Annotated in this window: 24 protein-coding genes; 6 read left to right on the top strand and 18 right to left on the bottom strand. The window is 58.3% G+C overall.

Features of this window, described 5'->3' with window-relative positions; genetic code table 11:
* Positions 1-89 precede the first annotated feature (89 nt).
* Both OHS59_RS16155 and OHS59_RS16160 read left to right on the top strand, forming a co-directional pair.
* The gene (locus OHS59_RS16155; protein WP_328494094.1) at positions 90-1,406 is read left to right on the top strand and encodes a DNA cytosine methyltransferase; all 1,317 of its coding nucleotides are present in this window, start codon (positions 90-92) and stop codon (positions 1,404-1,406) included.
* Between the two features lie 11 nt (positions 1,407-1,417).
* Entirely contained in the window at positions 1,418-1,924 is a 507-nt protein-coding gene (locus tag OHS59_RS16160; RefSeq protein WP_328494095.1) for an NUMOD4 domain-containing protein, read from the top strand.
* Between the two features lie 342 nt (positions 1,925-2,266).
* On the opposite strand, the gene OHS59_RS16165 is transcribed toward OHS59_RS16160, so the two are convergent.
* The 18 genes from OHS59_RS16165 to OHS59_RS16250 form a co-directional block, all read right to left on the bottom strand.
* The gene (locus OHS59_RS16165) at positions 2,267-3,850 is read right to left on the bottom strand and encodes a hypothetical protein (RefSeq protein ID WP_328494096.1); all 1,584 of its coding nucleotides are present in this window, start codon (positions 3,848-3,850) and stop codon (positions 2,267-2,269) included.
* Positions 3,851-3,861: 11 nt separating this feature from the next.
* The gene (locus OHS59_RS16170; protein ID WP_328494097.1) at positions 3,862-4,800 is read right to left on the bottom strand and encodes a hypothetical protein; all 939 of its coding nucleotides are present in this window, start codon (positions 4,798-4,800) and stop codon (positions 3,862-3,864) included.
* Positions 4,773-5,369 (bottom strand): hypothetical protein, encoded by a 597-nt coding sequence (locus OHS59_RS16175; RefSeq protein ID WP_328494098.1) that lies wholly within the window; start codon positions 5,367-5,369, stop codon positions 4,773-4,775. Before OHS59_RS16175 ends, OHS59_RS16170 begins: the two co-directional genes overlap by 28 nt.
* Before the next feature lie 14 nt (positions 5,370-5,383).
* Positions 5,384-8,266, bottom strand: coding sequence for a hypothetical protein (locus OHS59_RS16180; RefSeq protein ID WP_328494099.1), 2,883 nt, complete (start codon positions 8,264-8,266; stop codon positions 5,384-5,386).
* Between the two features lie 12 nt (positions 8,267-8,278).
* On the bottom strand, positions 8,279-8,623 hold the full coding sequence (locus tag OHS59_RS16185) for a hypothetical protein (RefSeq protein ID WP_328494100.1): 345 nt from the start codon (positions 8,621-8,623) through the stop codon (positions 8,279-8,281).
* Positions 8,623-9,819, bottom strand: a complete 1,197-nt coding sequence (locus OHS59_RS16190) for a hypothetical protein (protein WP_328494101.1) — start codon at positions 9,817-9,819, stop codon at positions 8,623-8,625. The genes OHS59_RS16185 and OHS59_RS16190 overlap by 1 nt, the downstream gene beginning before the upstream one ends.
* Complete coding sequence (locus OHS59_RS16195) at positions 9,819-11,855, bottom strand: phage tail protein (protein ID WP_328494102.1); 2,037 nt, start codon at positions 11,853-11,855, stop codon at positions 9,819-9,821. Before OHS59_RS16195 ends, OHS59_RS16190 begins: the two co-directional genes overlap by 1 nt.
* Positions 11,856-12,234: 379 nt before the next feature.
* The gene (locus tag OHS59_RS16200) at positions 12,235-12,588 is read right to left on the bottom strand and encodes a hypothetical protein (RefSeq protein ID WP_328494103.1); all 354 of its coding nucleotides are present in this window, start codon (positions 12,586-12,588) and stop codon (positions 12,235-12,237) included.
* A gap of 32 nt (positions 12,589-12,620) precedes the next feature.
* Complete coding sequence (locus OHS59_RS16205; protein ID WP_328494104.1) at positions 12,621-13,175, bottom strand: phage tail tube protein; 555 nt, start codon at positions 13,173-13,175, stop codon at positions 12,621-12,623.
* A gap of 23 nt (positions 13,176-13,198) precedes the next feature.
* The gene (locus OHS59_RS16210; RefSeq protein ID WP_328494105.1) at positions 13,199-13,636 is read right to left on the bottom strand and encodes a hypothetical protein; all 438 of its coding nucleotides are present in this window, start codon (positions 13,634-13,636) and stop codon (positions 13,199-13,201) included.
* Between the two features lie 17 nt (positions 13,637-13,653).
* Complete coding sequence (locus OHS59_RS16215) at positions 13,654-14,019, bottom strand: HK97 gp10 family phage protein (RefSeq protein ID WP_328494106.1); 366 nt, start codon at positions 14,017-14,019, stop codon at positions 13,654-13,656.
* A gap of 98 nt (positions 14,020-14,117) precedes the next feature.
* Positions 14,118-14,447 carry a hypothetical protein gene (locus OHS59_RS16220; RefSeq protein WP_328494107.1) on the bottom strand — a complete coding sequence of 110 codons (330 nt, stop codon included), beginning with the start codon at positions 14,445-14,447 and terminating at the stop codon, positions 14,118-14,120.
* A gap of 12 nt (positions 14,448-14,459) precedes the next feature.
* Positions 14,460-14,933 carry a hypothetical protein gene (locus tag OHS59_RS16225; protein ID WP_328494108.1) on the bottom strand — a complete coding sequence of 158 codons (474 nt, stop codon included), beginning with the start codon at positions 14,931-14,933 and terminating at the stop codon, positions 14,460-14,462.
* A gap of 69 nt (positions 14,934-15,002) precedes the next feature.
* Entirely contained in the window at positions 15,003-15,959 is a 957-nt protein-coding gene (locus OHS59_RS16230) for a phage major capsid protein (protein ID WP_328494109.1), read from the bottom strand.
* Between the two features lie 46 nt (positions 15,960-16,005).
* A complete protein-coding gene (locus tag OHS59_RS16235) occupies positions 16,006-16,596 on the bottom strand; it encodes a phage scaffolding protein (RefSeq protein WP_328494110.1) in 591 nt (196 codons plus the stop codon).
* Positions 16,574-18,046: a phage portal protein gene (locus OHS59_RS16240; RefSeq protein WP_328494111.1), complete on the bottom strand. Its 1,473-nt coding sequence runs from the start codon at positions 18,044-18,046 to the stop codon at positions 16,574-16,576. The genes OHS59_RS16235 and OHS59_RS16240 overlap by 23 nt, the downstream gene beginning before the upstream one ends.
* Positions 18,047-18,401: 355 nt before the next feature.
* Entirely contained in the window at positions 18,402-19,910 is a 1,509-nt protein-coding gene (locus OHS59_RS16245) for a hypothetical protein (protein ID WP_328494112.1), read from the bottom strand.
* A 553-nt stretch (positions 19,911-20,463) separates the two neighbouring features.
* Positions 20,464-20,982: a helix-turn-helix domain-containing protein gene (locus tag OHS59_RS16250; RefSeq protein ID WP_328494113.1), complete on the bottom strand. Its 519-nt coding sequence runs from the start codon at positions 20,980-20,982 to the stop codon at positions 20,464-20,466.
* A 1,045-nt stretch (positions 20,983-22,027) separates the two neighbouring features.
* On the opposite strand from OHS59_RS16250, the gene OHS59_RS16255 reads away from it, so the two are divergent.
* The 4 genes from OHS59_RS16255 (at position 22,028) to OHS59_RS16270 (ending at position 24,682) form a co-directional block, all read left to right on the top strand.
* Positions 22,028-22,174: a hypothetical protein gene (locus tag OHS59_RS16255; RefSeq protein WP_328494114.1), complete on the top strand. Its 147-nt coding sequence runs from the start codon at positions 22,028-22,030 to the stop codon at positions 22,172-22,174.
* Positions 22,175-22,774: 600 nt separating this feature from the next.
* Entirely contained in the window at positions 22,775-23,263 is a 489-nt protein-coding gene (locus OHS59_RS16260) for a hypothetical protein (RefSeq protein WP_328494115.1), read from the top strand.
* Between the two features lie 685 nt (positions 23,264-23,948).
* Positions 23,949-24,281: a hypothetical protein gene (locus tag OHS59_RS16265; RefSeq protein ID WP_328494116.1), complete on the top strand. Its 333-nt coding sequence runs from the start codon at positions 23,949-23,951 to the stop codon at positions 24,279-24,281.
* Positions 24,282-24,445: 164 nt separating this feature from the next.
* The gene (locus OHS59_RS16270) at positions 24,446-24,682 is read left to right on the top strand and encodes a hypothetical protein (protein ID WP_328494117.1); all 237 of its coding nucleotides are present in this window, start codon (positions 24,446-24,448) and stop codon (positions 24,680-24,682) included.
* Positions 24,683-24,713: the final 31 nt, after the last annotated feature.

Raw genomic sequence — 24,713 nt, forward strand, 5'->3', positions numbered from 1 at the left:
AAGCCGAGGCGATAGCTCATGCACATCACCACTGCCACACCGAAGCCCCCTAAGACCTCGGTCAAGGCCCGTGAAGAAAAAGACCGCTTATGAGTGGGCTCTCGCTGCTTGATTTATTTTGTGGCGGGGGTGGCTCATCATATGGAGCCGCACTCGTTCCTGGTGTAACCGTAAAAATGGCGGCCAACCATTGGCCCGTTGCTATTGATGTCCACCAACTAAACCACCCCAATACAGACCACGACTGTGCCGATATCTCGCAGGTAGATCCAAGGCGCTACCCCACTACCGAATTGATGTGGAGTAGTCCCTCTTGCACGAACCATTCCGTAGCGCAGGGAAGGTCAAGACAGGAGTCCGCTGAGGACGCAGACGCCGAACGTAGCCGATCAACGATGTGGGACGTTCAGCGCTTCACGGAGTACCACCGCTACCGGTTCGTCTTTGTTGAGAACGTCGTGGAGGTCCGCAAGTGGTCGGGATTCCGTGGCTGGAAGATCTCGATGGAAGACACGGGCTACTGCCTCCACGAAGTCTTCCTGAATGCTGCGTTCGCGGGTCAACTTGGGCCGGCCGCTGCTCAATGGCGCGATCGGTGGTTCTGTCTCGCTCATCCCAAAGGCACACCGTGCCCAGACACCGAGCGCTGGACATGTCCCACCGCATGGTGCGAATCCTGCGGCTCGACGCGGGAGACCTATCAGGCTTGGAAAAACCCCGAGAAGCAAGCGGGCAAGTACCGCGCGCAGTACCTCTACCGGTGCCGCACCTGCAACGGGGTCACGGAGCCTCTGACGCGACCAGCGAGCGACATCATCGATTGGTCAGATCTCGGGAGCCGTATCGGGGACCGGAAGCGCCCTCTTGCCGAGAAGACGCTCAACCGCATCAAGATTGGGCTTGAGAGGTACGGTCCCGCTCTGGTCCCGGTAGAGGGTCGCGACGGAAAGCAGCCGTTCGCCCTGGACGTCCCCATGCGAACGATAACCGCGAGGAACGAAACCGGGCTGATGATCCCGGATGCGTTCATTGCCGAGTTGCGCGGGGGTAGTTCTACCGCCCGTTCCGTATCGGTTCCTTTGGCCACTGTCACGGCGTCCGGGAATCATCACGGACTTGTGGTGCCGTACTACAGCCAAGGGGTTACCCGTCCGACCAGCGACCCTCTAAGGACAGTCACCACCGTTGATACTGCGGCACTCGTCCGCGCGCAAGCGTCTGTAGAAGATTGCCTCTTCAGGATGCTCTCTCCTCAAGAGTATGCGGCAGCGATGGAATTCCCCAGTGACTACAACTGGGCTGAGGACCGACTCTCCAAGAGGGTTCGAGTACGACTTGCAGGGAATGCAGTGGCCCCGAATTGTGCCCGCGACCTTGTTGCCTGTGCAGTCGAAACCATCACGTAGAAAGGCAGACGATGTATCCATGTGCCACGCCCATACCGGGCTACGAGAACTACCTGATTACAGAGGACGCACGAGTGTGGAGCAAGCCACGACCAAGAGGTAAAGGAGATTGGATGAAGCCCGCCAAACAACCCAACGGATATTTCCGGGTCGTACTGTTTGGCAACGGCAAGAGGCGTAACGCATCCTTGCACGTATTAATGCTCGAATCGTTCGTCTCTCCCCGGCCTGAGGGGCACATAGCCTGTCACGGCCCTAACGGTAAATCTGACAACTCACTCAGTAATCTCTATTGGGGAACACCTCTGGCAAATAACACCATCGACCGATTACGTGACGGCACTGAGATTCGCGGCGAGGATCATGGTCGAGCGCTACTAACCAACCAGGATGTTCTCGACATACGGGAAACACTGGCGACAGGAAAAGTGCGTCAGGTCGACTTGGCCAAGGAGTATGGCGTATCTAGGCAAACCATCAATCATGTATTCAGTCGCTACACCTGGAAGCATCTATGAGCATCGAAATAACCGCTGAACCTGACGACGACGAACCCGAGAAAGGTTGGCTATCTATGGAAGAGCCGTCATATGAAGTTTCGCTGTACCTAGCCCTTGAGGCAGAGAAGGAGTGACACCGTGCAAGTTCCGTTAGACGACGTCTTGAACGAATACCGAGACCACACCCGAACTACCACCGATGAGCTATTGATCCATAAGGCCGCTTTGAAGAGTGCCGAGAAGCAGATTGCAGAGCTACAGGCCGAGAACGATCGACTCAAGACAGAGGTGAAGCCCCCCGAGGTCTCATAGAAAATGCGAAAGACCCCCAGCATCACGCTGGGGGTCTTCTTTTTCGCCTTACGCAACCCTACGCAGGTACATGGAACATCCCGCCTTGAGGACCGTTGCACCAGCGTTGGAGGTGTTCTGAGCCCAACGAAATTGTAGTGTCCCGGACGTGCCCGACGTAATAAGGGTCCCTCGCATACTCGTGCCGGTAGTAGCACTAAAGGTGACATCAGTACCAATCGCTTGCACTCCGGCACCATCATTGTCGGTCCACACCATTGTTGCACCGGTCGGACCAAGGAAGTCGGCTCGGAAACCGCCACCGCCGTTCGTCCAGACAGCCACCACCTCAACCAAGTATGTGGCGTTGGCCGCTACAGAGACCACCAATTCGTCGTCATTCTGGACTGTGGCATTGCTGGTGACCGACTCGTCACCCGTCTTGACGGCGAACAAATCCCTACCAATACCCGTGACCGAAAGGTTCCCACCGACTGTCACGGTGCCCGACGTCGTGACAGCCGCAGCATTCACGGTTCCAGTAAACGTCGGAGAGGCCAAGTTCGCCTTGAGGTCAAGGGCTGTCTGTTGAGCAGTGCTGACGGGCTTTCCCGTATCGGATGTGTTGTCGACGCTCCCCAGGCCCACCATCGACTTTGTGATGCCGGAGACGGTTCCCGTGAACGTGGGCGAAGCCAGGTTGGCTTTCAGGTCCAGCGCGGTTTGCTGAGCCGTGCTCACTGGCTTTCCGGTGTCGGAGGTGTTGTCGACGTTGCCGAGACCCACCATGGCCTTGGTGATGCCGCTCACCGTGCCCGTGAACGTCGGAGACGCCTTTGGAGCCAAGAGCGCTTCCGCCCCCGTGGCTCGAACGGTCTCGTTGTCCACGTACGTCTTGGTTGCAGCGTGCAGACCGATCGTGGGAGCACCTGACAGGACCAGCGCGCCAGTCATCGTGTCTCCGGCCGTGTCCACGTAGGTCCCAGAGACCGCGGCAACGCTGGCATCGACGTACTGCTTGGGAGCCGCTTGAAGCGCGGTCGATGGGTTGCCCGGTAGCACGATGGCACCGGACATCGTTCCTCCGGCGAGAGCCAGGAACGGACCCCCGGTCGGGCCACCTCCACCACCCATGGCGTCTACATACTGCTTGGTCGCAGCGTGCAATGCGTTGGTTGGGTCGGCATCGAGGGTGAGCGCGCCCGTGAGCGTCCCTCCCCCGAGACCGAGGTAGCGGTCTGACAGGTCGACTACGCCCGTGCGGGTGTCGACGGACACCACGGCGAACGACTCGGGTACTGCACCACCAGGAGGAGACACACGTAGGTCAGCCACCCAGTAGGGACCACCCGAGACAGGCACGCCGATGTAGAACGCGTTGGAGCCGTACTGGTTGAACCCCGGTCCCTCAGTGATGCGGTAGAGGGTGTCCCCGTAGTCAGACTCGATGTCTGCGTTGCCGTACAGGGACAACGTCCATGAGCCGGCGGAGTCCGTACGGGTTGCCTCCTTGGCGACTAGCTCACTCTCGACGTCATCGACGAAGCCAATCCTGGGAGTGCCGTTGAGGTCAACGAGAGTGGCTGTGACGTTGTTGTCCCTGAGCCCAACTGACCCCAGGAGAGCCCCAGTTACGTGAATTTTGGTAGCCATGAGAACCCTCCTTAGGTGGTCACTCGGGTGAGGCGCATGAAGCTTCCGGCACCCATGCGAGAGCCAGTGCCGTTGGATGTGTTCTGAGCCCAGTCGAGGGAGAAGGTTCCACTGTTCGTGGTGACGACCTGTCCTGTCTCCCAAGCCAACGTGAGGTTGGACTGACTGTCTCGGCACCCTTCGTAGGGGACGGACGTCGTGAAGTTGTGGACTCCCGCCCTGACCACGATGTTGGTGGCCGCAGAGTCAGACGCGCTTGAACCAGGGCCGAAGCATGAGCGCAGACCGGTAGCACCAGACGGGACAGTCCACTGCGTCTTGATGTCAGCAGCCGCTAAGGCTCCGTAGTACATGTAGACCTCGACGTGGTACGTCGCGTTGGCCGCTAGCGTCGCCTGAAGAACGGGGTCAGCAGCAAAGGACGTCGTGCTCGCCCGGTCAAGGTTGGTTGTCCTGAAGACGATCTGCGGGACGTACTGACCCCCGACTGTGAGCGCACCAGCAACCGCGACCGTGGAGCCAGACGCACCGACCGTGACGTTTCCTCCGTCGGCATTGAGTAGCAGGGTCGCAGCGCTTCCGTTGCTCCTGGCCATGATTTCGTTGGTGTCCATGGCGAGGTTGGCCGCACCGGACGCACCAATCTGAAAAGCGTGTCCTGAGCTGGAAAGGCTCACGTCCGTAGTGCTGGTCAAGCGCAGAGTTCCCGCACTGGAGAGCACGACGCCGATCCAAGATGAGCCGTCCCACACATAGGCAGCACCCGTGTTGGTCTCAAAGATGCTCAGTCCCGTGAAAGGGGAAGACGGACGGGTAGAGCTAGTACATACTCGAAAGTTCGAGTTCAAATCAATCTTGTCATAGTTAGCGTTAAGGTCCGTGCCAACGTTAATATCATCGGCGCCATCAGGCTTATACAGCGCTAGGCGACTCGTGCTTGTTCCTGCCATTCCTCCGCCTCCTTCCTCTCGTATGGGTTAATAAATGGTGTGCGCCTAGATACGGCCTGTACCGACGTGCGCTTGGATAGTTCACTACGATGACGATCGACAAAAGCAGCCTTTGCAGCCACCTGCCCTACGTCCATGAATGCTAGATAGTCTTCTCGAATCGCATCTAGAGAACCCTCCCGCTCTACCACGCACACCTTGTTTTGCTTTACATCCTTGACGCGCAACATGTGAGCTGTGCGCGCTTCGCTCGCACTCGCACATCGAAAGAGCGTTACCGGTTCAGCATCCGAATCAGTTGAGGTAACCCAACCTTTACGCAAAGCCGCATCATCGCGATTCTGTGCAGGGTCGGGAATCTCGGACTCGTGAAGAATCAGGTCTAAGAGCGTGTCTACATCTGCGGGATCAATGCCATACTCGGCTGCCCGCCACTCCAGTGCCTCAATCGGGAAGATGTGCTGATGCTCTAAACCTCCCGATAGAGACATGGTGACTAGCCAGAATTCTTTTCCTGCGTCGTTGCGAACCTTAGCAACACCTGTGATTAATCGTTCTTGTGCAGCCATAAATACACACTCCCTTAGTGGCGGAAAGCCCAGTAGATAACGGACCATGTTCCATTGGTGGCGGATGTCCCTCGGATCTGAAATGACGACGTCGTGCGAGTATGCACGTTCAATGCGCACCCGAAGTCACCATCCACCGGAGTATCGTTCAGAACCGCAATGGGATACGGGTTCGTGTCGTACGTATTGCCGTATGTCACCGTGGCACTGACCGTGGTCATTGCCGAGAACGTGCCCGCCTGATCCATAAGGAGAGCGGACCTTGTTCCGGAGTATCCGACCTTCCCATAGAACTCCATGGACTCCGTATCACCACGGAAAGCAATTGCCTGCTCATCCGACTCCCCACGGTTGTGACCGATAATGACGCCTCCGTCATAGAGAACAAAACTCCCCCCGCTTGAAACCCCTTCTCCACTCCATCCCATGAGTGCATAGTCCTCCGCCAACTGCAAATATCCACCGTTGGTGGTTGTCAGGTTCTCGGTATAAACCCCGGCAGTAACGATTCCGGATCGCACACCGATCTGACTCCTTGCCGTATCCTCGGCATTCTTCGAAGCAGTCAGATACAGCTCTGTCTCTGTGGGCTCATCAGGCTTGTACCTAGAAAAAATGGTGGCGTAGTTGGACCCGTCCAGCGGGTAGAAGCGGATTACGGGCGCATTGAGACCCGGGGGGTTAATGACGATTCGATCGGAATCCGACCCCGAGGAGAACGAGCCAATAATGGATACGTCGCCCGTAGCCGAGTCGATGGTCACTGTCTCGACACCCGAGGTATTGAACGCCTGCAATCCGTTCTGGTTCAGCTCCACACGTGCGCCCGAGTCGGACGTCTTGATACGCGCCCCGAGAATGAAGTCTGCCGAGATCGTTCCGGCAGTCACCTTGGACACGGTGAGATCCGAGATATGCGCATCGTCAATCAGCAGTGCGGTAGCTGACGCTGCATCCGAGGGCAGCGATTTGTTGCCTGCCTTGTCGACCGCGATGACACGGACGTAGCGGGCAGACAACTCTTCCACCTGGACAGTTGCCACCGCCGGAATCTCGGCGATGATCATGCCTTGGTGAGCGAGCACCTGACCCTTCAGAGTCGTGTCTGAGGGGGTGAAGTGAGGCTCGTAGTCCACGTGGATTTCCAGATGGGCTAGGTCTTGCTCAAGGTTGAAGGTTCCGCCCGTTGCCTTGCCCAACTCATGCGTCACCTGTACAGCGATGCGTGAGCCGGCGACCGACGGAGCCGCAGGTGTACTCGGCGCGATGTTGTCCTGAGTGGTGACGAATGTGGTGTCTCGGTAGGCACCGATGTTTCCGGCCGTGTCGACCCCTCGGATACGGACGTCGTAGCCGACACCCGTGGCCAAGTCATTCAGGAAGAACGACGACTCGCCCCATGCGACGTAATAGGTCTGCCACGCGCTCAGGGCCGGAGTGAAAGGCTGGTCCCACGTGTTGACGTCGTTCCACGAGGTGGAGCTGACAGACGCCCACGACTGCCCGTAAATGGCGTCCGTGTCGACGCGCACCTGAATCTCGTAGTGGTCCCCGTCCAGGACGGTAGAGCCGTCTGTGTTGTTCGGAGCGCTCCAAGCCAGGAGTACGCGCGAGCGCGTGAAGCCTAGATCGTCCTGGTAGTTGACCACCTGGAACGGGGTTGTCCACGTAGGCATGTCGGGAGTCGACGTGTCCGCGTTGGGACGCGTACCGACGCTCTCTCCACTCGCCACGGAAAGCGTGCGGGAGAACTCCCCTACAACAACCTTCGAGCTAGCCTCAGTCTCGAAATCCACGTAGTCGGTCAGGTCGAACCAGTTGCCGTTACGGTCTCGGTAGCCGACCGAGTAGCCGTTGGTGATGCTCCAAGAGGTCTCGTGCACCTGAAGCTTGAGAGGATTAAGCCTCTCGCCACGGAACACGATTTCGTTGTTGGTGTCGACCAGGCCCGCATCGGGGTCGTAGACCCAGATGTAGTCACCGACTTTGAATGAACCATGGACGTCGTAGTCATCCGTGGAAAGGCTCAGCGAGTCACGGGTACCTGAGAAGCGGTTGAGCTGTAGCTGAGCGCGGGCAGTCGCGTTGCCAGTGGACGTCTCAGACTCGCTCACAAGTCGCGTGAGCTTGAGAGTGTTCCCCTGGAGATCCTTGTACGGGTTGAGCCCACCGGAGATATCCGCTGAGCCGGTAGCCGTAGAGGTTCCCTCGCCCTCAGCCAAGAGGACAACACGGGTCGTGAAGTCTTCCATGTCTTGCTCTACGTCCATGCTGCCTTCGAGCGCGCGCATGGACATGTCTTCACCGAACCCCTTGCGTACGACGACGCATGTCGGGTTGGTGACGTACAGGTCTGACTCTGGGCCGGCGTCTAACGACGCGTCACCGTTGACCCTCCATGAGACAGGAGCGACATCCGTCGACATGGTGTCGCAGACGTATTGGATCGCGGTGCGACGGGTTACGTACTGGAAGCTGTTGGTGAAAACCCCAGCCACCGAGTACAGGGTTCCCTCGGTCACTGCTACCGGGAGGAGCGCACGAACCGTATTGGCGAAAGTTTGGCTCGTGAACGTCTCAGGAGTCTCAATGATATCTCCTTTACCTCGGTCGGAGTCGTCATCACCGAGCCAGAAGGCAACACCGACACCTCCGACAGAAATAGCGTCTCCGGCTTCATTGGTGCGTCCGTCATCACCGATCTTTTTCTTACGGACAACACCCACGTAGCGGGCAGCGGCCAGGGAGTTGTTTCCGGCTTGTACGGTGTCGACGCGTCCGGGGAGAATCGCAATGTGCCCGAAGTAGTCGATTGAGTCGAGCACTTCGCGTGGCACAGAGCTGTTCAGCTTCACCTCGAAGCTTCCCAGCGCATGAAGAACCTCAGATACAGCCATGGTTTAACCTCCCTACTGCTGACGATTGTTGTCTGTGTTGACGTTTACCTGAACGGGCCTGTGTAGGTCCGCGTTCGAGGTGTGCTCCTGAATGAGACGGTTGGTCTCTCGTGTCATGTCTTTGACGGAGCTTCCCGAGTTGTAACTGAGTTCATGGCGTACAAACTCCATGAAGTCGCGTACCTCGGCTTGGAACGGCTCGATGGTGTTGACGCTTTCCCATACCTGTTCGCCACGGCGTAGGGCTCGCCACAAAGGGCGGATGACCTTGTTCCAAATAACGCCAAAGGCTGTGATTGCTGCGGCTGCACCACCGAGGGCTACGAGGATGGTTGGCAAGAGTTCTAGTCCGAACATCAACGCCTCACCCCATAGGTCTGCTCAGCCATGAAGCCGATGTATTGGTTACGCAGATCTAGGGCAGCGTCGCCGGATACGGCAGAGCCCCCACCGATGACGGCACCTAGGAAAAAGTCCAGGGTGGTTGTCGAGGTTTTGGTCAACGTGCCGTTGGTCGACCCCGTGAAGGTGTGGGCAGAGCCGCACACGAATCGGTTGCCCGATGCGTCGTTGGACGTGGCTGTCAGGTAGCCGGAAGCGGCCGTGTTCACGTTGGTCTCGGCGGCGACCAGGGCGACCGCGAGGGTGGCACTGGACCCGCTCTGTAGATATCCCTCGACCAGGCGGGAGCCTCGCCTGAGCGTCAGGTCCAGGACCACGCGCCCCGGACTCCTAGACGCGGTCAGACGGACCCTGCACATCTCAAGGTCGTTGCGGAGAATCGACGCGCTGTCCCACACAGGGCCAGCACTCGCCACGGTGGCTCGCCACAGCTTCGAGCGGAACGCACCCGCTGAGTAGGACTGCACGTCGAACACTCCGGCCGAGCTGGTTGGCGTCAGCGCCACGAGACCGTTCCCCAGCGACCAGGCGTCCGGAGCCATCGAGTGTTGGCACCCCTCAAGCTCCAAGCCGTCAGACATCACACGTACGCGACCCGTAAGAGCACCTGCCGCGGTTGCTCCCCAACGGGGAGACACAGCAGCGGGGATGTTCCGGTAGAGCGTCAGGGAGCCATCGGTTCCCGTGCGCGTCATCGAGGTGGGAGACGTCGCGCCCGTGTAGTAGCCGTAGTGGCTCAGGGCCGGCGCATGTGTCTTCTCCCCGGACAGGGAGAAGTCGTTGGCCCTGACTGCCCCTGTGAGTCGGCTCTGTAGGTCGGTCTCGTTCTCAGCACCGACGCGGTCCAGGTCGAGCTTCCAGTCGCACAGGATCAGGTCAGCTTGGTAGTCCGTGACAGCAGCCGAGACCGAAGCCACCCTGTAGTAGCCGTTCCGCTCTTCCTTGTCGGAGAACGTGACGGGTTGGATCTTGCCGACCTCAAGGGCCAACAAGTTCTCGTGCAGTTGGTAGATCTCAGCGCGGGAGAGGTCAGGAGAAGCTTCCTGACCCTCCACGCTGAGCGTCGGGCTCGTTCCGCCTGTCTCCGAAACCGGGAAGGTTTCGCGCAGGGCGATTCGTCCAACCGTGATGGTTCCCCAATCGACTGCCATTAGCGACGCTCCTTCTCCATGTTGCGTAGTTCATCGTTGATTTCCTGCCTGAACGCCTTGGCGAAAGCGCGTCGTTCCGAAGGGCTAGGCAAGGCCATGGAATTGAAGTCCATGGAAAGGTTGATGTTGTAGGTGCTGCCCGTAGCCCCTACCGGCTGAGGGGTTGTCACCCCAGACACTCCGCCGAGAGCGCTCGACATTGACTGAGCTGGAATCCCCGCACCCTTGTCGATACCGGTTGCAAGTCCCTGCATGAGGGCTGCACCGGAATACTCGGTCCACCCCTTACCGGAGAACGGACCTTCCTTGGCGGGCGAGAACGGCAACAAGTCGCGAGCGCCGCTTAGCACTCCTCCTACCGCGCTCTTGACCGATCCGGCCATGGATTTGATTCCGTTGATCAAGCCACGGATAATCGACTGCCCAGCGTTGTAAAGGAAAGAGGCCGCACCGGATAGGGCGCCGACCACTCGTCCTCGGATGCTGGATACGGTGGAAGAAATCCCGCTCACCGCCGAAGCCACAGCGTTTCGTGCGCCGTTGATTCCGCTGGTGATGATGCTCTTGATCCAGCTCCACGCTGCGGACGTTGCAGACTTCACGGAAGACCAAGCGCTAGAGACCCTGGAAGAGATGGCCCCTGTCACAGTGGAAATCGTGCTTCGCACGGCATTGATCTTCGAAGTGACTTGGTTTTGCACCCACTGCCAAGCGGCAGAGGTAGCCGACTTGATGGTATTCCAGTGCTTGATCAGAAGCCCCGGACCAGTGAAGTTCAGGAAGAGGTTCTTCAGGAAGTTGAAGCCGCGCGAGACAACCGTCTTGATGAACTCCCAAGCGGCAGAAGCAGCTACCTTGATCGCGTTCCAACAGACCTTCCAAAGCCTCTGGAACCAATCGGTCTTGGTCGCGATGACGACGATGACCGCTACGAGCGCCAAAATTCCAAGGATGATCCACGTAACCGGGTTGGCCAGCAAAGCGGCCGTCCATGCCCACGTGGCCGTAATGAGAGGCCACATTGCGGTTCCCGTCAGCATCGACGCAATGCGGAATCCGAGCAGAGCTATCTTCAGTGCCGTAATGGCGGCAGCAATAGCCAGGATGACCGGAGGTGGAAGCTTGGACACGAATTCAGCGATAGCGGCCAGCGCCGGAAGTGTGATACCAGCCAGCGGAGCAAGCGCCATAACTAACTTGCCGACCGTGACCGCAATGCTCCCGAGCGTCTGAGCAATGATCGGACCGTTCGTCTTCACGTAGTCTATGAAGGTTTTGAATCCGCTGCTCTGTCCGAGCTGTGCTCCCCATGCGGCGAACTTGGCTGTGAGGTCTGCCAGACCACCGGACATGGTGACCGACATAGGCATGAAGGCGTTGAGGATGCCTACGAAGCCAACTGCGATGTTTTTGAGGATCGTCAGGAAGTTGTTCAGCGACCCACCTGCGTGATGCTGAGCGCCCTTGGCGAATTCCCTGAAGACCGCGCCGGCCTGTCCCTCGCCCAACGTGTCCAAGAATTGCTTGAACTGAAACGAGGCGATGCGAACGAACGGTGTCAGCTTCGGCAGAGCCGACCGCAGCATATTGATGCCCTTGGTGTAAACCGGCATCGTGCTGCTAGCCAACGAGTCGGACCACTCCTTGTGCTCGGTCTTGAGGGCCGAGAGGGCAGTAGCCGTGTCTCGCGTCGCAGGTGGGAGTTTGGCGAGAGCCTTTTCATATGCCTGTTGCTTCTGAGTTGCATCAGCAGCTCCGTCAGCAGCGGCTTTTTGAGCTTCCTCGTAGAGCTTGGTCACCTCAGTGACCTCAGTAAGCTGCGGCTTGGCCGCTAGTCCGAAGGCACCAACGGCAGCACCAGCGGCGGAGAAAGCCGCTGTAATGCCGCCTACGGCTGCGGCTGTGGCAGCACCCGCGGCGATAGCAACCGGACCAACCAAGGTCATCTTGGTTACTAAGTTGCCGATATTGCGCATTGCGTCTTGTACGTCTGCATCGACTTCGATGTGACCTGACGCGATTAAGAATCCGGCCATTGCATATCGATCACCCTTCTGCCCTCAGTAAGTTCGTTGCGGTCTCCCTTCACCTGGGAAGTAGGCCGGTTCTAAGTTGTCTTTTTGCCGCGACTGCCTAGGCGTTCAGCCCAGTACATTGCCTTGCGGTCTTCATCGCTCAGCGCGTTTGCGCGCTTGAGCTGTTGGAGTTCTTCTCGTGACTTCGGGCGGGTCTTCTCTGCCTCCGCCTCCATTCGCGTTCTCATGACGCCTTTGTAGGCAGCCATGCGGAACGCCATTCGAAAGAAGCGCGGGCCTGACAGGTCGTACATGTCCTGGACCCCGTGAAGAGCCGAGAAGTCAGATTCGAGGTCTTCCAGATAATCCAGAATCCATGCGACTTCCTGAGCCCGCGCGACTAGTTTTTTGAGGACTCAGATCCTCCGAGGGCCAGCCGGCCAACCAGCTCCATCACTGCTTCGAACTCCTCAGTGGTGACCTTCTCGCGGTCACGTAGAACGGCGTAAGCGTCGCCACCCAGTAGTTCCTTCATCAGATTCAGTTGCGCAACCTGGGGGTCTACCCCCTCGGTTAATGCTTCCGCGTAGTCGAGCCCAACACGAGGGTCGACCTTCTTTGGAATCTGGTACTCGACGTCATCGAGAATGAACAGGGTCACCTTCTCTACCTCTGCCTTGACCTTGCCACCGATGGTGATCGGCGCAAGGTTGTCCAGAGAGGTATCGACCTTTGATGTCTTCTTTGTAGTCATGATTTGGAATCTCCTTTTGATTGGTGGTGCGATTAGTCTTCGGTGATCATCTTCCAAGGTGCAATGACCTCGCTGACGTAGAATCCTTCGAACTCGACTTCAAAGACGGTCTGGTCTTCCTTCGAGTATTTCCACTTGACGTTGTCCGTGCTGAGAACCTTGCGGATAATGAGGCGCGCACGACCGCCACCAGGCGCCCAACCGTCGACAATGAGCGCGCGGTAAGTGGGCTGAGTCGCGCTGGTCATGAACGCAGGCTCGTAGGTGTGGTAACCCGTGCCAGAAGCTACGGTTCCGTCATTAAGGACGTAGACCAGGTTTTCGAGACTTGGCTCCGCTAGGGAAACCTTCGCCTTGAATGAGCGCTCCTGAAGTCGAGCACCCATCTTGTCTACGGTCTGGTCTGCTACCAGTTCCTTGTAATCCTGCTCTACGGATAGCTCGCAACCGTCCATGGTGAATCCCAAGTCGGTCCAAGCTCCGGAAGCGGGTGGTGTTGCATAGGCCGATGCGGCGGGCTCGGTAGCGCCAAAAGCGCCAATGTAGAGGGTCGCGGGACCCATGACTAAAACGTCTTCGTTTGCCATTTGGTTTACCCCTTTCTTGGGTATCAGTCAGTTGTGTTCCAGACGAGTTCGAAATCAACGGTGTACTTCGCATACTCGGCTTCATCTCCAAAAACCCTTCGGGGAGCCTGGATGACGGTTGCTTGCAAGGTGCGAGCGTGGGGAGCCCCTGTCACTGACAGGGAGAACACTCCTGGGGTGAAACCCCAGCAACCTTCGGAAATGGTTTCCGCTAGGTCGCACGCCTTTCCCCAAGGAGGGGTCTGCTTGGCTGGATTAACCGCCCAGCACACTGCGGTGATTACCGGCCTGCGAAGCCGGTAGTACGTGTGGCTTGAGTCGCCGGTAACGGTGATCTGCACGAATCCGTCCGTAGACCAAGTGGCTTGGTTCTGCGGAAGGGTGGTGCCCACGTTGGTCAGTCCAAGGGAGTGGAGCCACGCACGGGCCACTAGTTCATCGTTGGCGAAGGTGATTGCCATACAGGCTCTCCTCTCTGCTAGCGCTTTTGGTAGAGGGCTCGACGCATGAACCACTGAGCGCGTGAGCCAGGGTGATTTACCTCGTTGACCGGATGCTGTGCGCCCTCCCAATTGAGGGCACCTCCGGCTTTGGCCTTGATGGGGTGAGGGGAAGTGCCCTCTTCAACGAAAATGGCGTACTTCAACGTCCTCGCGCCGATTCGCGCTTCAAGCCCGTTGACTTCCCAATCCAGATCGTTGCGGAGCCGTCCTGTCTCTACAGGTGCGTAACGGACCATGTCCCTGTGAATCTCGCGCGCAATGCGCGTCAGGAAGTCGTGTCCGGCTTCCTCTACGTGCTTTGGCCAACCGGGGTTGACGCGTAAGCGGTAGTTCTTGGGCATGTTGTTTCACGGCTCCTTCTCTTTGCGAGTTGAGGAAGATGTTCACGGGCCCTGTCTGCCAGGACTGTTTCCGTACGCCATCTGTAATGGATGTTCATTTATGTGGTGCGCTTGAGATCCAATTTGGTATCCAGCACACAGACTGGGTTCCTTACTCGGGTTGCCGAGACGATGACCCAGGTCTCTTGGTATTTCTCGTCATAGATGCGGTCGTTGGTCTGCACGTCGACTTCAGAGCCGACACGGCCAACGGCTTTTCGGATGACGCGGGGCATGCCCGAAGTCTCCGTAGTGGCGTCCTCGTTCATCTCGATGATTGAGGCTGCGATGCCTGAGCCGGCTACCGTGTCGTTGTCCACCGGATCACCCCAGTCGTCTTCGGTTTGCCCGCGATAAATGGTGATGGTGGTTGTGGCTGATGCAATCATTTCGACACCCGCCTAAAGATCGATCGGACGCCAGTCCGTACGGTCATCGTCCAGATCAGCGTTAGTTGTGTTGAGGTAGTTCGGCACGTAGTTAGCGGCTCCCCCACCCATGGGGCGGATGTATGTGTTGCGATTGCGTTTCCAGGACAGACGGTCAATGCATCGCTTCGCCATGGGGGCGAGGATCATCGAGTTGGCGTGTCGGTTGTCGACCGACAAACCGTCTTGCTGGAAAGCCTCAAAGTCTGAGTTCGTGAACTGGTCAGGATGCGCGTTCATCCACGCTGCCTGATAGGCGACCGCGGCCTTGAGGAGACGAAGGTTCGTTGTGGAGATGATTCCTAAGTCCGAGGCGTCTTCGGTCGTATCAGCAAAAATCTCAATGAGTAGCTGAGCCATGTCTACTTTGGCCTCAGTTACAGTTACTTCGGTGTAGGCGAGAACATCGCTGGTTGTGCACCAGGCCATTTCGTCACCACCCTTCATGGCTAGAGACCAAGACCGGAGAGGGAGAGGAGATAGGAACTCCCTCTCCGGCGTTCTTGATCAGGCGACTTACGCGGTCTTCTCCAGAACCGCCACAGCCGCAGGGTGAGAAACCTCGAATGCCTTACGCACACGTAGCTTCAATGCGGTCTGGTCAGTGCTGTCGTGAGCACGCGCACGGTCGACCAATGCCTCAGGAGATAGACGGTCACCGCGCATAAGAGCGTCAGTGTCACCAACCACAACGAGAACGGGGTTACCGGCGGGCGCTGCGGAACGAGTCGCAGAAGTCTTGGCTCCGTTGCTCCAAGCAACCGGAATACCAAACAGAGTGTCCGGAGTACCGGCGATTCCCTGAATGAAGATCGGCATACCGGATGTGTCCTTGGCACCACGGAATACGGCACGGAACGCGTTGTGAGCGACAACGAGAGCGCGTGATGAGTTGAAGTAGAGACCCTGCTCAACCTTGGCAACAACGCTGGAAAGCTGGTCGTACGCGGCAGAGGCAGTTCCGTTGTATGCAACGTAGTTGTCGTCTGCTGTGTAACCCTCACCAGTCTCACCATTGGTACGAACGGTCTTGTAGACAGAGGTGAACGGAACAGTGGTTCCGTTGGCAGCAGCGGTAACGGCTAGACAAGAGTTGTCGAACGCGACGGCATAAGAAGTTGCCCAGTCAGTTGACTTGACGGAAATAGTGTTGATGACGGAGTCAGCGTCTGACAGGTCATCTTCGTCAATCTTGAACTGTCCGGTGAACTTCACCGCGTCGAGTAGGACGTAGTCGTTGACGCTTGAGTCGTCGGTGTAAGTTCCACCGGTACCAACGTCGGCTCCGAGAGAACGGAGTACGCGCTGAGTGTCAGTGGTCATATTGAAGGCGCGTGCGTAGGTCTCAACGGCAGAGTTCTGCGAGACACGCTGTAATGCTTCACTGGACCACTCGATGGGAATCCAGTTGGTTAGAGATACAGCCATGAGGGAGGCCAACCTTTCTAAGTAGTTTCGATAGATCGCCTCCACTCGGCAGTAACCTGGGACTTTGAGCGCGGTCCCTGCGCGCTAGGGGTTAGTTGAAGAAAGTTCCGTTTTCGATACGGCGCCTTGCTTCGTCCTCCCAACTTCCAGTATTGGAAGCCTTGGATACGGTCTTCTTACCGGCACCTGCGGTGTTCGCATCGGGCGCCTTCTGACGCTGACGCTTGAACAACTCGGGGTAGTCGGTTCTCAGAGACTCGATCTGCTCAGATAGACCCTCGATGCCGTCCTCATCAATGAGCACGGAAGAGGTGTCGATGAATCGGGCGAGACGCCCGAGCTGTCCGGCCGGAACCCCGGCACCAGCGAGACCGCTGTAGATAGCCTCGTATTTCTTGGCGAGGCCGGTCTCCACAGTCTTGGTGTCGACCGGTTGAACTACCGGCTTGGCTGCGTCGTCGACCACCGCGGCACCCTCGATGCGGTTGCCGTTCTTGTCATAGCCGAGTTCACGCAGAAGACGCTTACGGGTCGCAGCCTCAGAGTTGGCCTTTTTGGCCTCTGCTGTAATGCGCTCCCACTCGTCACGAGCGGGCGGTGCCCAATCCTCAACGTCGGTGTCGTCATCGATCACGTCGTCTTCGAGGTCATCGGCTGAGTCATTCGATGTCGTTGCTGTCATGTGGTTCTACTCCTTTTAATGGGTCCCCATCCTGGGAAACTTTCGTGTTGGTATCGGTGGTCGGCTCTTCCTGAGCCAGCCACTCGTCAATGGTTCGGCTGTCGTATCCGGCCTCAGACAGAAGCTCGTCACGAGGTACGCCAAGCTGCATCTTCAGAAGCAACATCTGAATACCGTTCAGGTCATTGATGTTGCGGACCGGACGCCAATTCACCTGAATCGGGGTTCCGGTGTCCTCTCCCAGCACCTCTAAGGCGAACTGGTAAGAGCGACGGATTGTTGAGCCGAAGCTTCGCTGTAGGTGCTCGACGCGGTTGTACATGGACTCATTGGCCACACGTCGGCTCTCGCCGGAGATTGCGTCTCCGGTGCTGTCGAACGCCTGGAACGGAATCTGTGTCGCTTGAGCCAACACCTTGATGTAGCGGTCGAGAGGCTTCAAGAAGTGATCCGGATTAGCAGCCTCGAACTGTCCGACTTCCTTGTAACCCTGAAGATTCCAGAGGGCGTTGGGGGAAGCGTCTAGTTGGCTCTGTACGGGTACCTCGGGGTTGGAGCCGTCCCTCGGATGCTCCGGGGCGAAATCGCCGCTCTGAGAGCCACTGAGGTCTGCCGCAGGGTCGACCAGTGCATAGCGCTGCGGGAAGGACTGGTAGTCCACGGTCGCCAAGTGGCTGCGAACCAACTTGTCGATGGCGAGCTGCGGGGCGTACGCGTTCACGTGCAGCGGGATGCCGTACGGGCGCGCGGTCCTGTAGTGGAAGTACGGCACCTGTCCGAAGGGGTTCGGCAGGTGAGCCGGCGCCCCATCCTCAGTGAACGGAATCCACTTCGCACGCTTGGGGTCCTTGGGCACCTTGCCCTTGTGCACCCAGCGTTCGATGTGGTCAGGGAAGTACTGGTTCGCACGGATGCGCAGGGTCTCTTTGGCTCCGGTCTCCCATGACTGAATCGCCCGGTCCATCAGGGTCGGGTTCTCCACGCTGTAGAAGACGCGGGCGGTACGGGGGTCCTGCTGTTCCATGCGGACACCGACGGGGGTTCCCTCGATGTCGGTGTCAGGCCAGACGAACAAGTACGCGTCGCCCAACTTGCATGCGTTCAGCAAGAGGACCGGTAGCTCTTCGTCAAGGTCGTTGGAGTCGCGGACGTCGTCCAGGACGTTGTCAAGACTGTTGTTCTCGACGGTCACAGAGTTCAGGTGAAGGAGATCTGTGAGCGCGTCTACCGCGATGTGTGCCAGATTGAAGCTCGGGAAGTCGTTCAGCCCGAAGCGGTTGAGAAGTTGCGCAACCCGTGGGCTCGCATATTTCTCCTCGATGTTGCCTTGATAAAAGGCATCCGCCCGGTCGTACTCCGGTCGTGCTTGGCACAGTTCGAGATAGTCGACATGGAGGGTGTCCAGGCCGATTAAGTCAGGTTCAGAACCTGGCTCTACAGGCATACGCATACAGCTCACCTAAATTCTTGGTAACTCGACCTCCTTTGGAATGGGCGAAACCTGCCGTGATCCGGAGTTCATAGGAATGGGGGTAGCGCCACACCTGGCAACTTGTTTGAGCACGCTCCACAACCGGGAGCGTGAGAATGAGGGGTGAACCAGCCGAGGGAATCGGCAGAGGGCACTACGAGGAACCTCGGCTGGTCGACTGGGGTAGAGAGGCGTCCCGCCCCTGGCTCTACGAACACGGCTCTGAAAGGACGAAAGAAGCCGTATAGGTGTCGGAGTCACAGGAGCGGAACGCTATCTTCTCTCACTTCATATTATAAAGGACATTTCTCAAGTGACGTTCTGCATCTCGGAACTAGGTGGGATAGCGCATGTCCATGCGGGCCACCCTGCGCTTCTCCGGCTTGAGAGACCTCAAGACCGCTCCCCCAATGGCGTCCGTGATGTCGTCGCCCATGTTGGGGTAGGTGAACATCTCGGTCTCCGCTTGGTGGAAGCGATCTAGGTGATACACCAGCGGGTTGGGTCGGTACTGGTAGAGCTGCAAGAGACGGCCGGCTCGTACTTCTTTGTTCTCAGAAGCCTTGTACGTGACGGTGCGGATGCGCAGATCCTCAAACACTTCCTTGAAGAGGTCTCCACCCTGGTTCGTCTCAACCAGGAGGCACGTCGCCTCTGGGAAGGACTTCATGACACCTTCGAGGTAGAGCTTCAGATCCTTACCCGTCATGCGGACACCCACAGCGAGCTTCACCAGGGCCCGCATGGGGTCTTGGTCGGTAGCTGAGGCGATGCCCACCACGGCCACACCCGTCAGGTCGGACTTCAGGTTGCCCTTCGACACGATGGGGTCCACGGAGATGTACGTCCCGACGTCACACGGGAAGTCCGCGTAGCGGATGTCTCCGGGCTGCCACAGCAGACCCGCAGCACCAAGGGGGTCGTTCTCGAAGTTGAGCTTGAACGACGACGTGTGCCTGATCGCGTTCATCTCGTCCAGGTCGAACAGGGGGTTGTCCGGCCACACCGAGGACTCGGCGCCCGTGGTGGGGTCCTCGATGAACGGCTTGTGGTGGTGGACCTGAAACCGCTCCTCCTGGACCCAGTCAAGGTCTGTGGAGGTCTCCCCCTTGGCGTGCCTCACAGCGTCGTGCACGCATGATCCATGCATGGTGACTGTCCCCGTCCAGACGACGTCTGCACGGCGGTTGAGAAGCAGCGTGGCGTTCTGAATCGTGGTGAGGCGCTGAGCCTTCATGTAGGCGGAGTAGTTGGCCGCGTCGGGCTCGACGTCGTCGATGACGATGCAGTCCGGTCGGAGGTTTCCCACCTTCATACCGAGGTTGCTGGAGTCGATTCCCTTCGCGATGAACACGAAGCCACTGCCACAGAAGCGCGCTCCCGCAGAGTCCCCATCCGACATGCCTCGCACGCGCCTCTTGGGGGCGCACAGCTCCGGGAAGTCCTCACGTAGGCGCTCGTTCTCGTCCAACTCCTTGCGGAACGTGCGGAGATGGCTCTGAGCCTGCGTGTCGGCGTTGGCGAACGCCACCGTGAACTTGCTGTACCCGTACGCAGCCCACCAAATCGGGAACACGAGATACCACCACGTGGACTTTCCCAGGTTCCTGGGAGCCACGATGATGTGCCGGTTCTCAGCGGGCTTCTTGGGCCCGGGGCGGTTCCACTGCTTGGCTAGCTCTGCCCACTCCTCATGGACCGGGGAGAAGCTGATTTCCCCCGTGTCCGGATCGCGTACCGAGTCGGGTAAGTACAACAGCGCGAACCTGATGGGGTCATCCTTACAAGCGAAGCGGCGATACTCCGCGCTGCTAGCCAGTGCTTCAGGGTCCAGGTCTTTCATATGACGCTCAAAAATGGGGTCCATCGGTTTCCTCTCGTGGTGGGGTGTCCTCCCGTCGGTGTGCGGTTGGCATGGGTGGGGCGGGGTTTGGGTTTTCGCGACTGGTCAGAGATTGGAATGCCGCTTCTCCTGTGCTTTTCCAGGATTGTCAAATCTAGGTGTACCCCCCATCCACTTTGCTTTCACTAACTCGCCCCAACTAAGTTCGACGTTTTAGCGGCCAAGATCGGCTCTGACCAGTGCATCCTTATGCGATGCATAACGAGCGCGCATGGATATGCGGTCGCGCGTCGGGAGGGAAGCAAGCAGACCGTGCGTACGGTCTGGCATTCCAAGATCACCAAGGCTCTGAAAGAAACTGCCAGGGCTGTGACCTGCAACGATGTGCTTGGCTGGCCTGGACGCGCGAGATCGCGAGGGGAGCAAGGAGAGCGGCCGTACCCCGCCGGCCGAACTCATTGCCTCAGGCAACCATTGGTCGTGAGGAAAGACCAGCACGCTTATGCACTGACGCACGGTCACGAATCGGGGTGCACAGAAATGGCCAGCGGAATTAGTCAGCGGTTCCGAGAATTCGCTTAGCATCTTTGATTGCCAGTTCTTCCATTGCATTGAGGATGGATGGTTCCACTACAGATGTAGTAGTTACGGTGTGCTCGGTCTTGGTTGGCATATTGAGTCCCCATAGCGAGGCACGTCGTTCGGCAATGCGACCGAGGGCAGTATCAACCTTGAGCAATGGGTCGATGTCCTTTACGGGCTCGCCTGTGGCCGTGTCGATGACTACCTTGCCGTGACTGACAACCTTGTACTTCTCGTCCCTGAGAGCCCACAGGAGGGCTTCACGGCGGTTGAGCTTGTCATCCTCGCTCTTACGCATCTGCTCTGCCATGGGGACCGTGAGACCGTCAATGTATTCCTTGATGAGCGTGCGCACGGTTTCACGCGAGACGCCCAACTCCTCACCAATGGCGGTATTGGATTTGCCTTTCAGGCTGAGTTCATAGGCTTTTAGTCGCACTTCGGAACGCTGAGCCGGATTACCTAACTTGCCATAACGCTTTGTAGCCATAGCTTTTCCTTTTCTGTATAGGGGTGAATAGTGGGTGCATAAAGAATAGATAAGGAACAAAAGGCGGGTAAACTCCAGTGCCTTTTAATCCAGGGTTGAATAGCAAATTTGCAGGGTAAATGTGGGTAGAGGGGTCAAAGAATCATGGAAAAAGTTTTCCGAATCGGCTTGACATACACAAAACAGAGGGGTAAGGGGTCAATGCGCCCTTTGGTCCTTACCTAAATGATAAACCCCAACCCCTTTCCCGCCTTCCGCAAGTCGCATGAGCTGCTAAGCAACCGCTTAGTTGGTAACTCGCATAGGGCTTGATAGCCGATCCAGGTGCCTTGCAGCCCCCCTCAATGGCAAGTCGACCCTTACATTTCCCTTATCTCCTACCCCATCTCCTACCCCTTCTCCTACCTTTTCGGGGCTATCTCCTACCTTTTTGGCCCTATCTCCTACCCTTCTCCTACCTCGATTTTCTTTACCTACAACGCTCTGACCTGCACTTATATATATTTTCTTCTTTATTTTTTAAGAAAAGGTAGGAGAGTAGGAGTAGTTATAGAGAAAAGTTCTGTGAGATTAAGGAGGGGATATCTCTTCTCTGAAAAAACTCTTCGCGAATTATCTCCTACCTCTCCTACCTTTTGGCCCGAAACCGCCTCTGACCTGCGGTTATATAGGTAGGAGAAGACTCGATTCATCTCCTACCCCTGGGCTAAAAGGTAGGAGATAGCTCTCCTACCCGCACTCCTACCACCCCTCCTAACCGACGGTCGACGTGCCGCTTACGTCCGGCACCCACCACCAAGACCGGAGAGAAGCATTCCGTTCGCCCACCGATTAGGCCGATTGACTGAAATCACTGGGCCTTTGGGGTCTCTCACCTGCACCGGAGCTTGCAGCTACTCACGGTTACCTCAATGAAGCCAACTGTGCGCGACAGATGCGTCCACCGCGCTCTAGGGTTTTCGACCAGCGGCGCCCAACTCCCTAGTTCAGACACCCCGGTGCGGGGTGTCCTCGGGGTGCCCGGAAACGAGAGGCAGTACAGCGCATGGACGTAGGCACGTGGGTGTTGGTGGCGACGGGGGCTCTCGTCGGAGTGGGGGTCGTCGCGTCCCACGCGAGCGACACCGCGGTGAAGGTGATCAGCTCGGTCGCGAAGGTGCGCGACGCCTACCGCGCGTTCCGGGGGCGGTAGTCCCCTACCGCCCCACCCACGAGATCTGCTGAGAAGTCTCAATCCGAGGGTGCCGAAGATCGCGTTTTGGTCGTTGCCCCTCAACTGACGTACCTACGTTGGACGTGCTCCCACAGGGCGACCGACCGCAGCACGGTCGGACCGAGCAGCGAGAGGCGACCGAGTTCGTGAACGTAAGCGCGTTGGTGGTACTGGTGACAGGGGTGATCGTCGCGTTGGGGCTCTTGCTGGTATGCCTGAGTGACACAGCGGTGAAGACAATCCAGTCATGGGGCAGGGTCCGGGACGCTTGGAGGGACTTCCGAGCGGGGTAACCCACCGCCCAACCACCGCGGGCGGCCCCGGTCCGGCCCCACACCGGACCGGAACCCCCGCTCGCTCGCCCCCACCGGGGTGGGACCAGGCGAAGACGACGGTACACAGAGCCCTCGGAGACCAACGCGGGGGCGCTCCGTATGCACCCCGGACGCGTCGAGCCTCCCCGCTCCTGGTCGTCCCCGAGCTGCACCACGTACGGGCGCGTGACTCCCGCGCCGGCCCAAGCGCTGAGGTTCCTCAAGTCCGGCATGCCGCACATGGCGGGTTGGGCATCCTGCCCTCATGACAACCGCGCAATGGGCCCTGTTGGTGGCCTGTGGCAGTGCCCTCTTCACGGGCTTCAACATGTTGGCCTCATGGGCCACCTACCGACGTGTCCCTCCACGCTTGATCGCCAAGCCAAAATTGGTTTGGGATAGAGACTGGGATACCGGAAGCAAGACTCTCGAAATGATGTTGATCTTGATCAATCGAGGCCAAAGCCCCATCACCTTCCCAACCGGTGGGGTTCTGCAAATACAGCAGATTTCAAAGTTCTGGTGGAAAAGTCGTGGGGATCGCGGTCGGTATATCGAACGGACCTACTTCCCTCTCCCGGAGAATCCGCAGGTACCTGCCCACGACGGAACCCGTATTGTGTACAGATTTACTGATGAGGAGGTACACGTTCACCGTTTCCACCGAGATGGTTTCTACCGCGCACGAGTACGTGTTCAGCTAGCCGATAATTCCTGGGTGGTATCCAAGTGGACAGGCATCGACATTCCCTGAAGCCCTCCCGTGGGTAACTCAGTCGGAATCATAATCGGGGCTCTTCGGGCACTCGGGGTTCCGGCACGTCTCGAATCGGATGTAGTGCTCGGTGGGCCCCGTGCTGAACGAGTCTGGGGTAAGCCAGTCGACCTTTCGAGCCTCCCCGCACTCCGGACACGGTGACTCGTACTCGGCTCGTTCTTCGTCGCTGAACGCTCGTTGCTGGGTCATCTCTCCACGGTAGAACTACATGCGGTGTTAGGCCCCGCAGATACTCCTACGTTCGGGACCGATCCCACGAACCTATTCACGGGGTCCGGTCGACCCCCAAGGGCGGCAGACCGTACCTCATACATGGGCCGAACCACGACACGGGGCACGCACCACCAGGGCGAGACCCCCTCGACGCGCCCTCAACAAATTGCACGGGCCCTCTGAGGCCCTGCGAGGTCTGGCCGGCGGGTGAGTGCCGGACCCGCGGTCGACCCCTGTACGGGCCTCTGGGGGCCGCCTGGGAGCCGCTTGACGTCGGAATTTTTTGAGTGGTTCTATCCGCTTCCCACCCCGGATCAAAGCGGAGGAACCCATGTTTTCCAGGTCACCAGAAGCCAAGGCGCGTAAGGCCGAGAAGCAGGAAGCGAAGCGGGCCCTGGCCGCGTGGCGGGAGGCCCACCCTGCGGAGAAGACGATGCGCGGAGCGTCCATGCTCAAGCCCTGGCCGTCCTCGGAGTACGGCATCACGCGGTACGGGCCCGTGCTCGGAGCCACCGCTGAGTTCTTCGACGCGGGTGCGCACAAATCCTGGACAGCAACCCGTCTCGTAGCGGGTGCCGCAACCCTCGGCGCGTCCGCTGCACTCACGGGGCGTAAGAACAAGGGTGCCGCATCGGTGGTCCTTGTCTACGCGGACGGGGACGTGAGGAACTTCCCGCTCTCCGGCGACCGCACCGTTCTGATAGCGGCGAAGAGTTATGTCACGGCGTTCAATGCCCTTGCCGCTCAGCTTGCGGCAGAGCAGTCCGCACAGGGGCTCTGAAAATCCCTCGATAAACCCCAGGTAAGTAGGCTCCGGCTAAAAAAGTTGCGGAAAGGCAAACCGGACATTACTGGTATACTTATATCAATGCAGTTCAACAAGGAATAACCCTCGAAAGGACCCTCATGCATCGCGTATCAGAACCATCCTCCTACAACCGAAAAATGGCAGACCACGCACGCTTAGCGTGGGAGATCTACCAGTCCACCACCAAGGGTCAAGGGACGATGGAGGAATTCATTTGGGATCTCCTTACCCTGGTCAAGGTGGATGACCTCCACTGGGAGGACGCTCAGGGAGAGCTATGGGCTCTCCGTTTGGCCCACGAGGCTTACTACGACGAGAGCCAATTTGAACCCGACGAGTGGGACGACAAGCCGTTCCTACCCTGGGCATCCTGATACACCCCTACCTTGCACACACCTTTTGAAA

It is taken from the genome of Streptomyces sp. NBC_00414, assembly GCF_036038375.1.
Lineage (GTDB): Bacteria > Actinomycetota > Actinomycetes > Streptomycetales > Streptomycetaceae > Streptomyces.

Coding starts and splice junctions, on each gene's coding strand:
- OHS59_RS16255 (WP_328494114.1), top strand. CDS start 22,028: ATGGACGTAGGCACGTGGGTGTTGGTGGCGACGGGGGCTCTCGTCGGA.
- OHS59_RS16220 (WP_328494107.1), bottom strand. CDS start 14,447: ATGATTGCATCAGCCACAACCACCATCACCATTTATCGCGGGCAAACC.
- OHS59_RS16260 (WP_328494115.1), top strand. CDS start 22,775: ATGACAACCGCGCAATGGGCCCTGTTGGTGGCCTGTGGCAGTGCCCTC.
- OHS59_RS16235 (WP_328494110.1), bottom strand. CDS start 16,596: ATGACAGCAACGACATCGAATGACTCAGCCGATGACCTCGAAGACGAC.
- OHS59_RS16200 (WP_328494103.1), bottom strand. CDS start 12,588: ATGACTACAAAGAAGACATCAAAGGTCGATACCTCTCTGGACAACCTT.
- OHS59_RS16185 (WP_328494100.1), bottom strand. CDS start 8,623: ATGTTCGGACTAGAACTCTTGCCAACCATCCTCGTAGCCCTCGGTGGT.
- OHS59_RS16160 (WP_328494095.1), top strand. CDS start 1,418: ATGTATCCATGTGCCACGCCCATACCGGGCTACGAGAACTACCTGATT.
- OHS59_RS16190 (WP_328494101.1), bottom strand. CDS start 9,819: ATGGCAGTCGATTGGGGAACCATCACGGTTGGACGAATCGCCCTGCGC.
- OHS59_RS16265 (WP_328494116.1), top strand. CDS start 23,949: ATGCTCAAGCCCTGGCCGTCCTCGGAGTACGGCATCACGCGGTACGGG.
- OHS59_RS16205 (WP_328494104.1), bottom strand. CDS start 13,175: ATGGCAAACGAAGACGTTTTAGTCATGGGTCCCGCGACCCTCTACATT.
- OHS59_RS16270 (WP_328494117.1), top strand. CDS start 24,446: ATGGCAGACCACGCACGCTTAGCGTGGGAGATCTACCAGTCCACCACC.
- OHS59_RS16175 (WP_328494098.1), bottom strand. CDS start 5,369: ATGGCTGCACAAGAACGATTAATCACAGGTGTTGCTAAGGTTCGCAAC.
- OHS59_RS16170 (WP_328494097.1), bottom strand. CDS start 4,800: ATGGCAGGAACAAGCACGAGTCGCCTAGCGCTGTATAAGCCTGATGGC.
- OHS59_RS16165 (WP_328494096.1), bottom strand. CDS start 3,850: ATGGCTACCAAAATTCACGTAACTGGGGCTCTCCTGGGGTCAGTTGGG.
- OHS59_RS16180 (WP_328494099.1), bottom strand. CDS start 8,266: ATGGCTGTATCTGAGGTTCTTCATGCGCTGGGAAGCTTCGAGGTGAAG.
- OHS59_RS16195 (WP_328494102.1), bottom strand. CDS start 11,855: ATGGCCGGATTCTTAATCGCGTCAGGTCACATCGAAGTCGATGCAGAC.
- OHS59_RS16225 (WP_328494108.1), bottom strand. CDS start 14,933: ATGAAGGGTGGTGACGAAATGGCCTGGTGCACAACCAGCGATGTTCTC.
- OHS59_RS16155 (WP_328494094.1), top strand. CDS start 90: ATGAGTGGGCTCTCGCTGCTTGATTTATTTTGTGGCGGGGGTGGCTCA.
- OHS59_RS16250 (WP_328494113.1), bottom strand. CDS start 20,982: ATGGCTACAAAGCGTTATGGCAAGTTAGGTAATCCGGCTCAGCGTTCC.
- OHS59_RS16210 (WP_328494105.1), bottom strand. CDS start 13,636: ATGGCAATCACCTTCGCCAACGATGAACTAGTGGCCCGTGCGTGGCTC.
- OHS59_RS16245 (WP_328494112.1), bottom strand. CDS start 19,910: ATGAAAGACCTGGACCCTGAAGCACTGGCTAGCAGCGCGGAGTATCGC.
- OHS59_RS16240 (WP_328494111.1), bottom strand. CDS start 18,046: ATGCGTATGCCTGTAGAGCCAGGTTCTGAACCTGACTTAATCGGCCTG.
- OHS59_RS16215 (WP_328494106.1), bottom strand. CDS start 14,019: ATGCCCAAGAACTACCGCTTACGCGTCAACCCCGGTTGGCCAAAGCAC.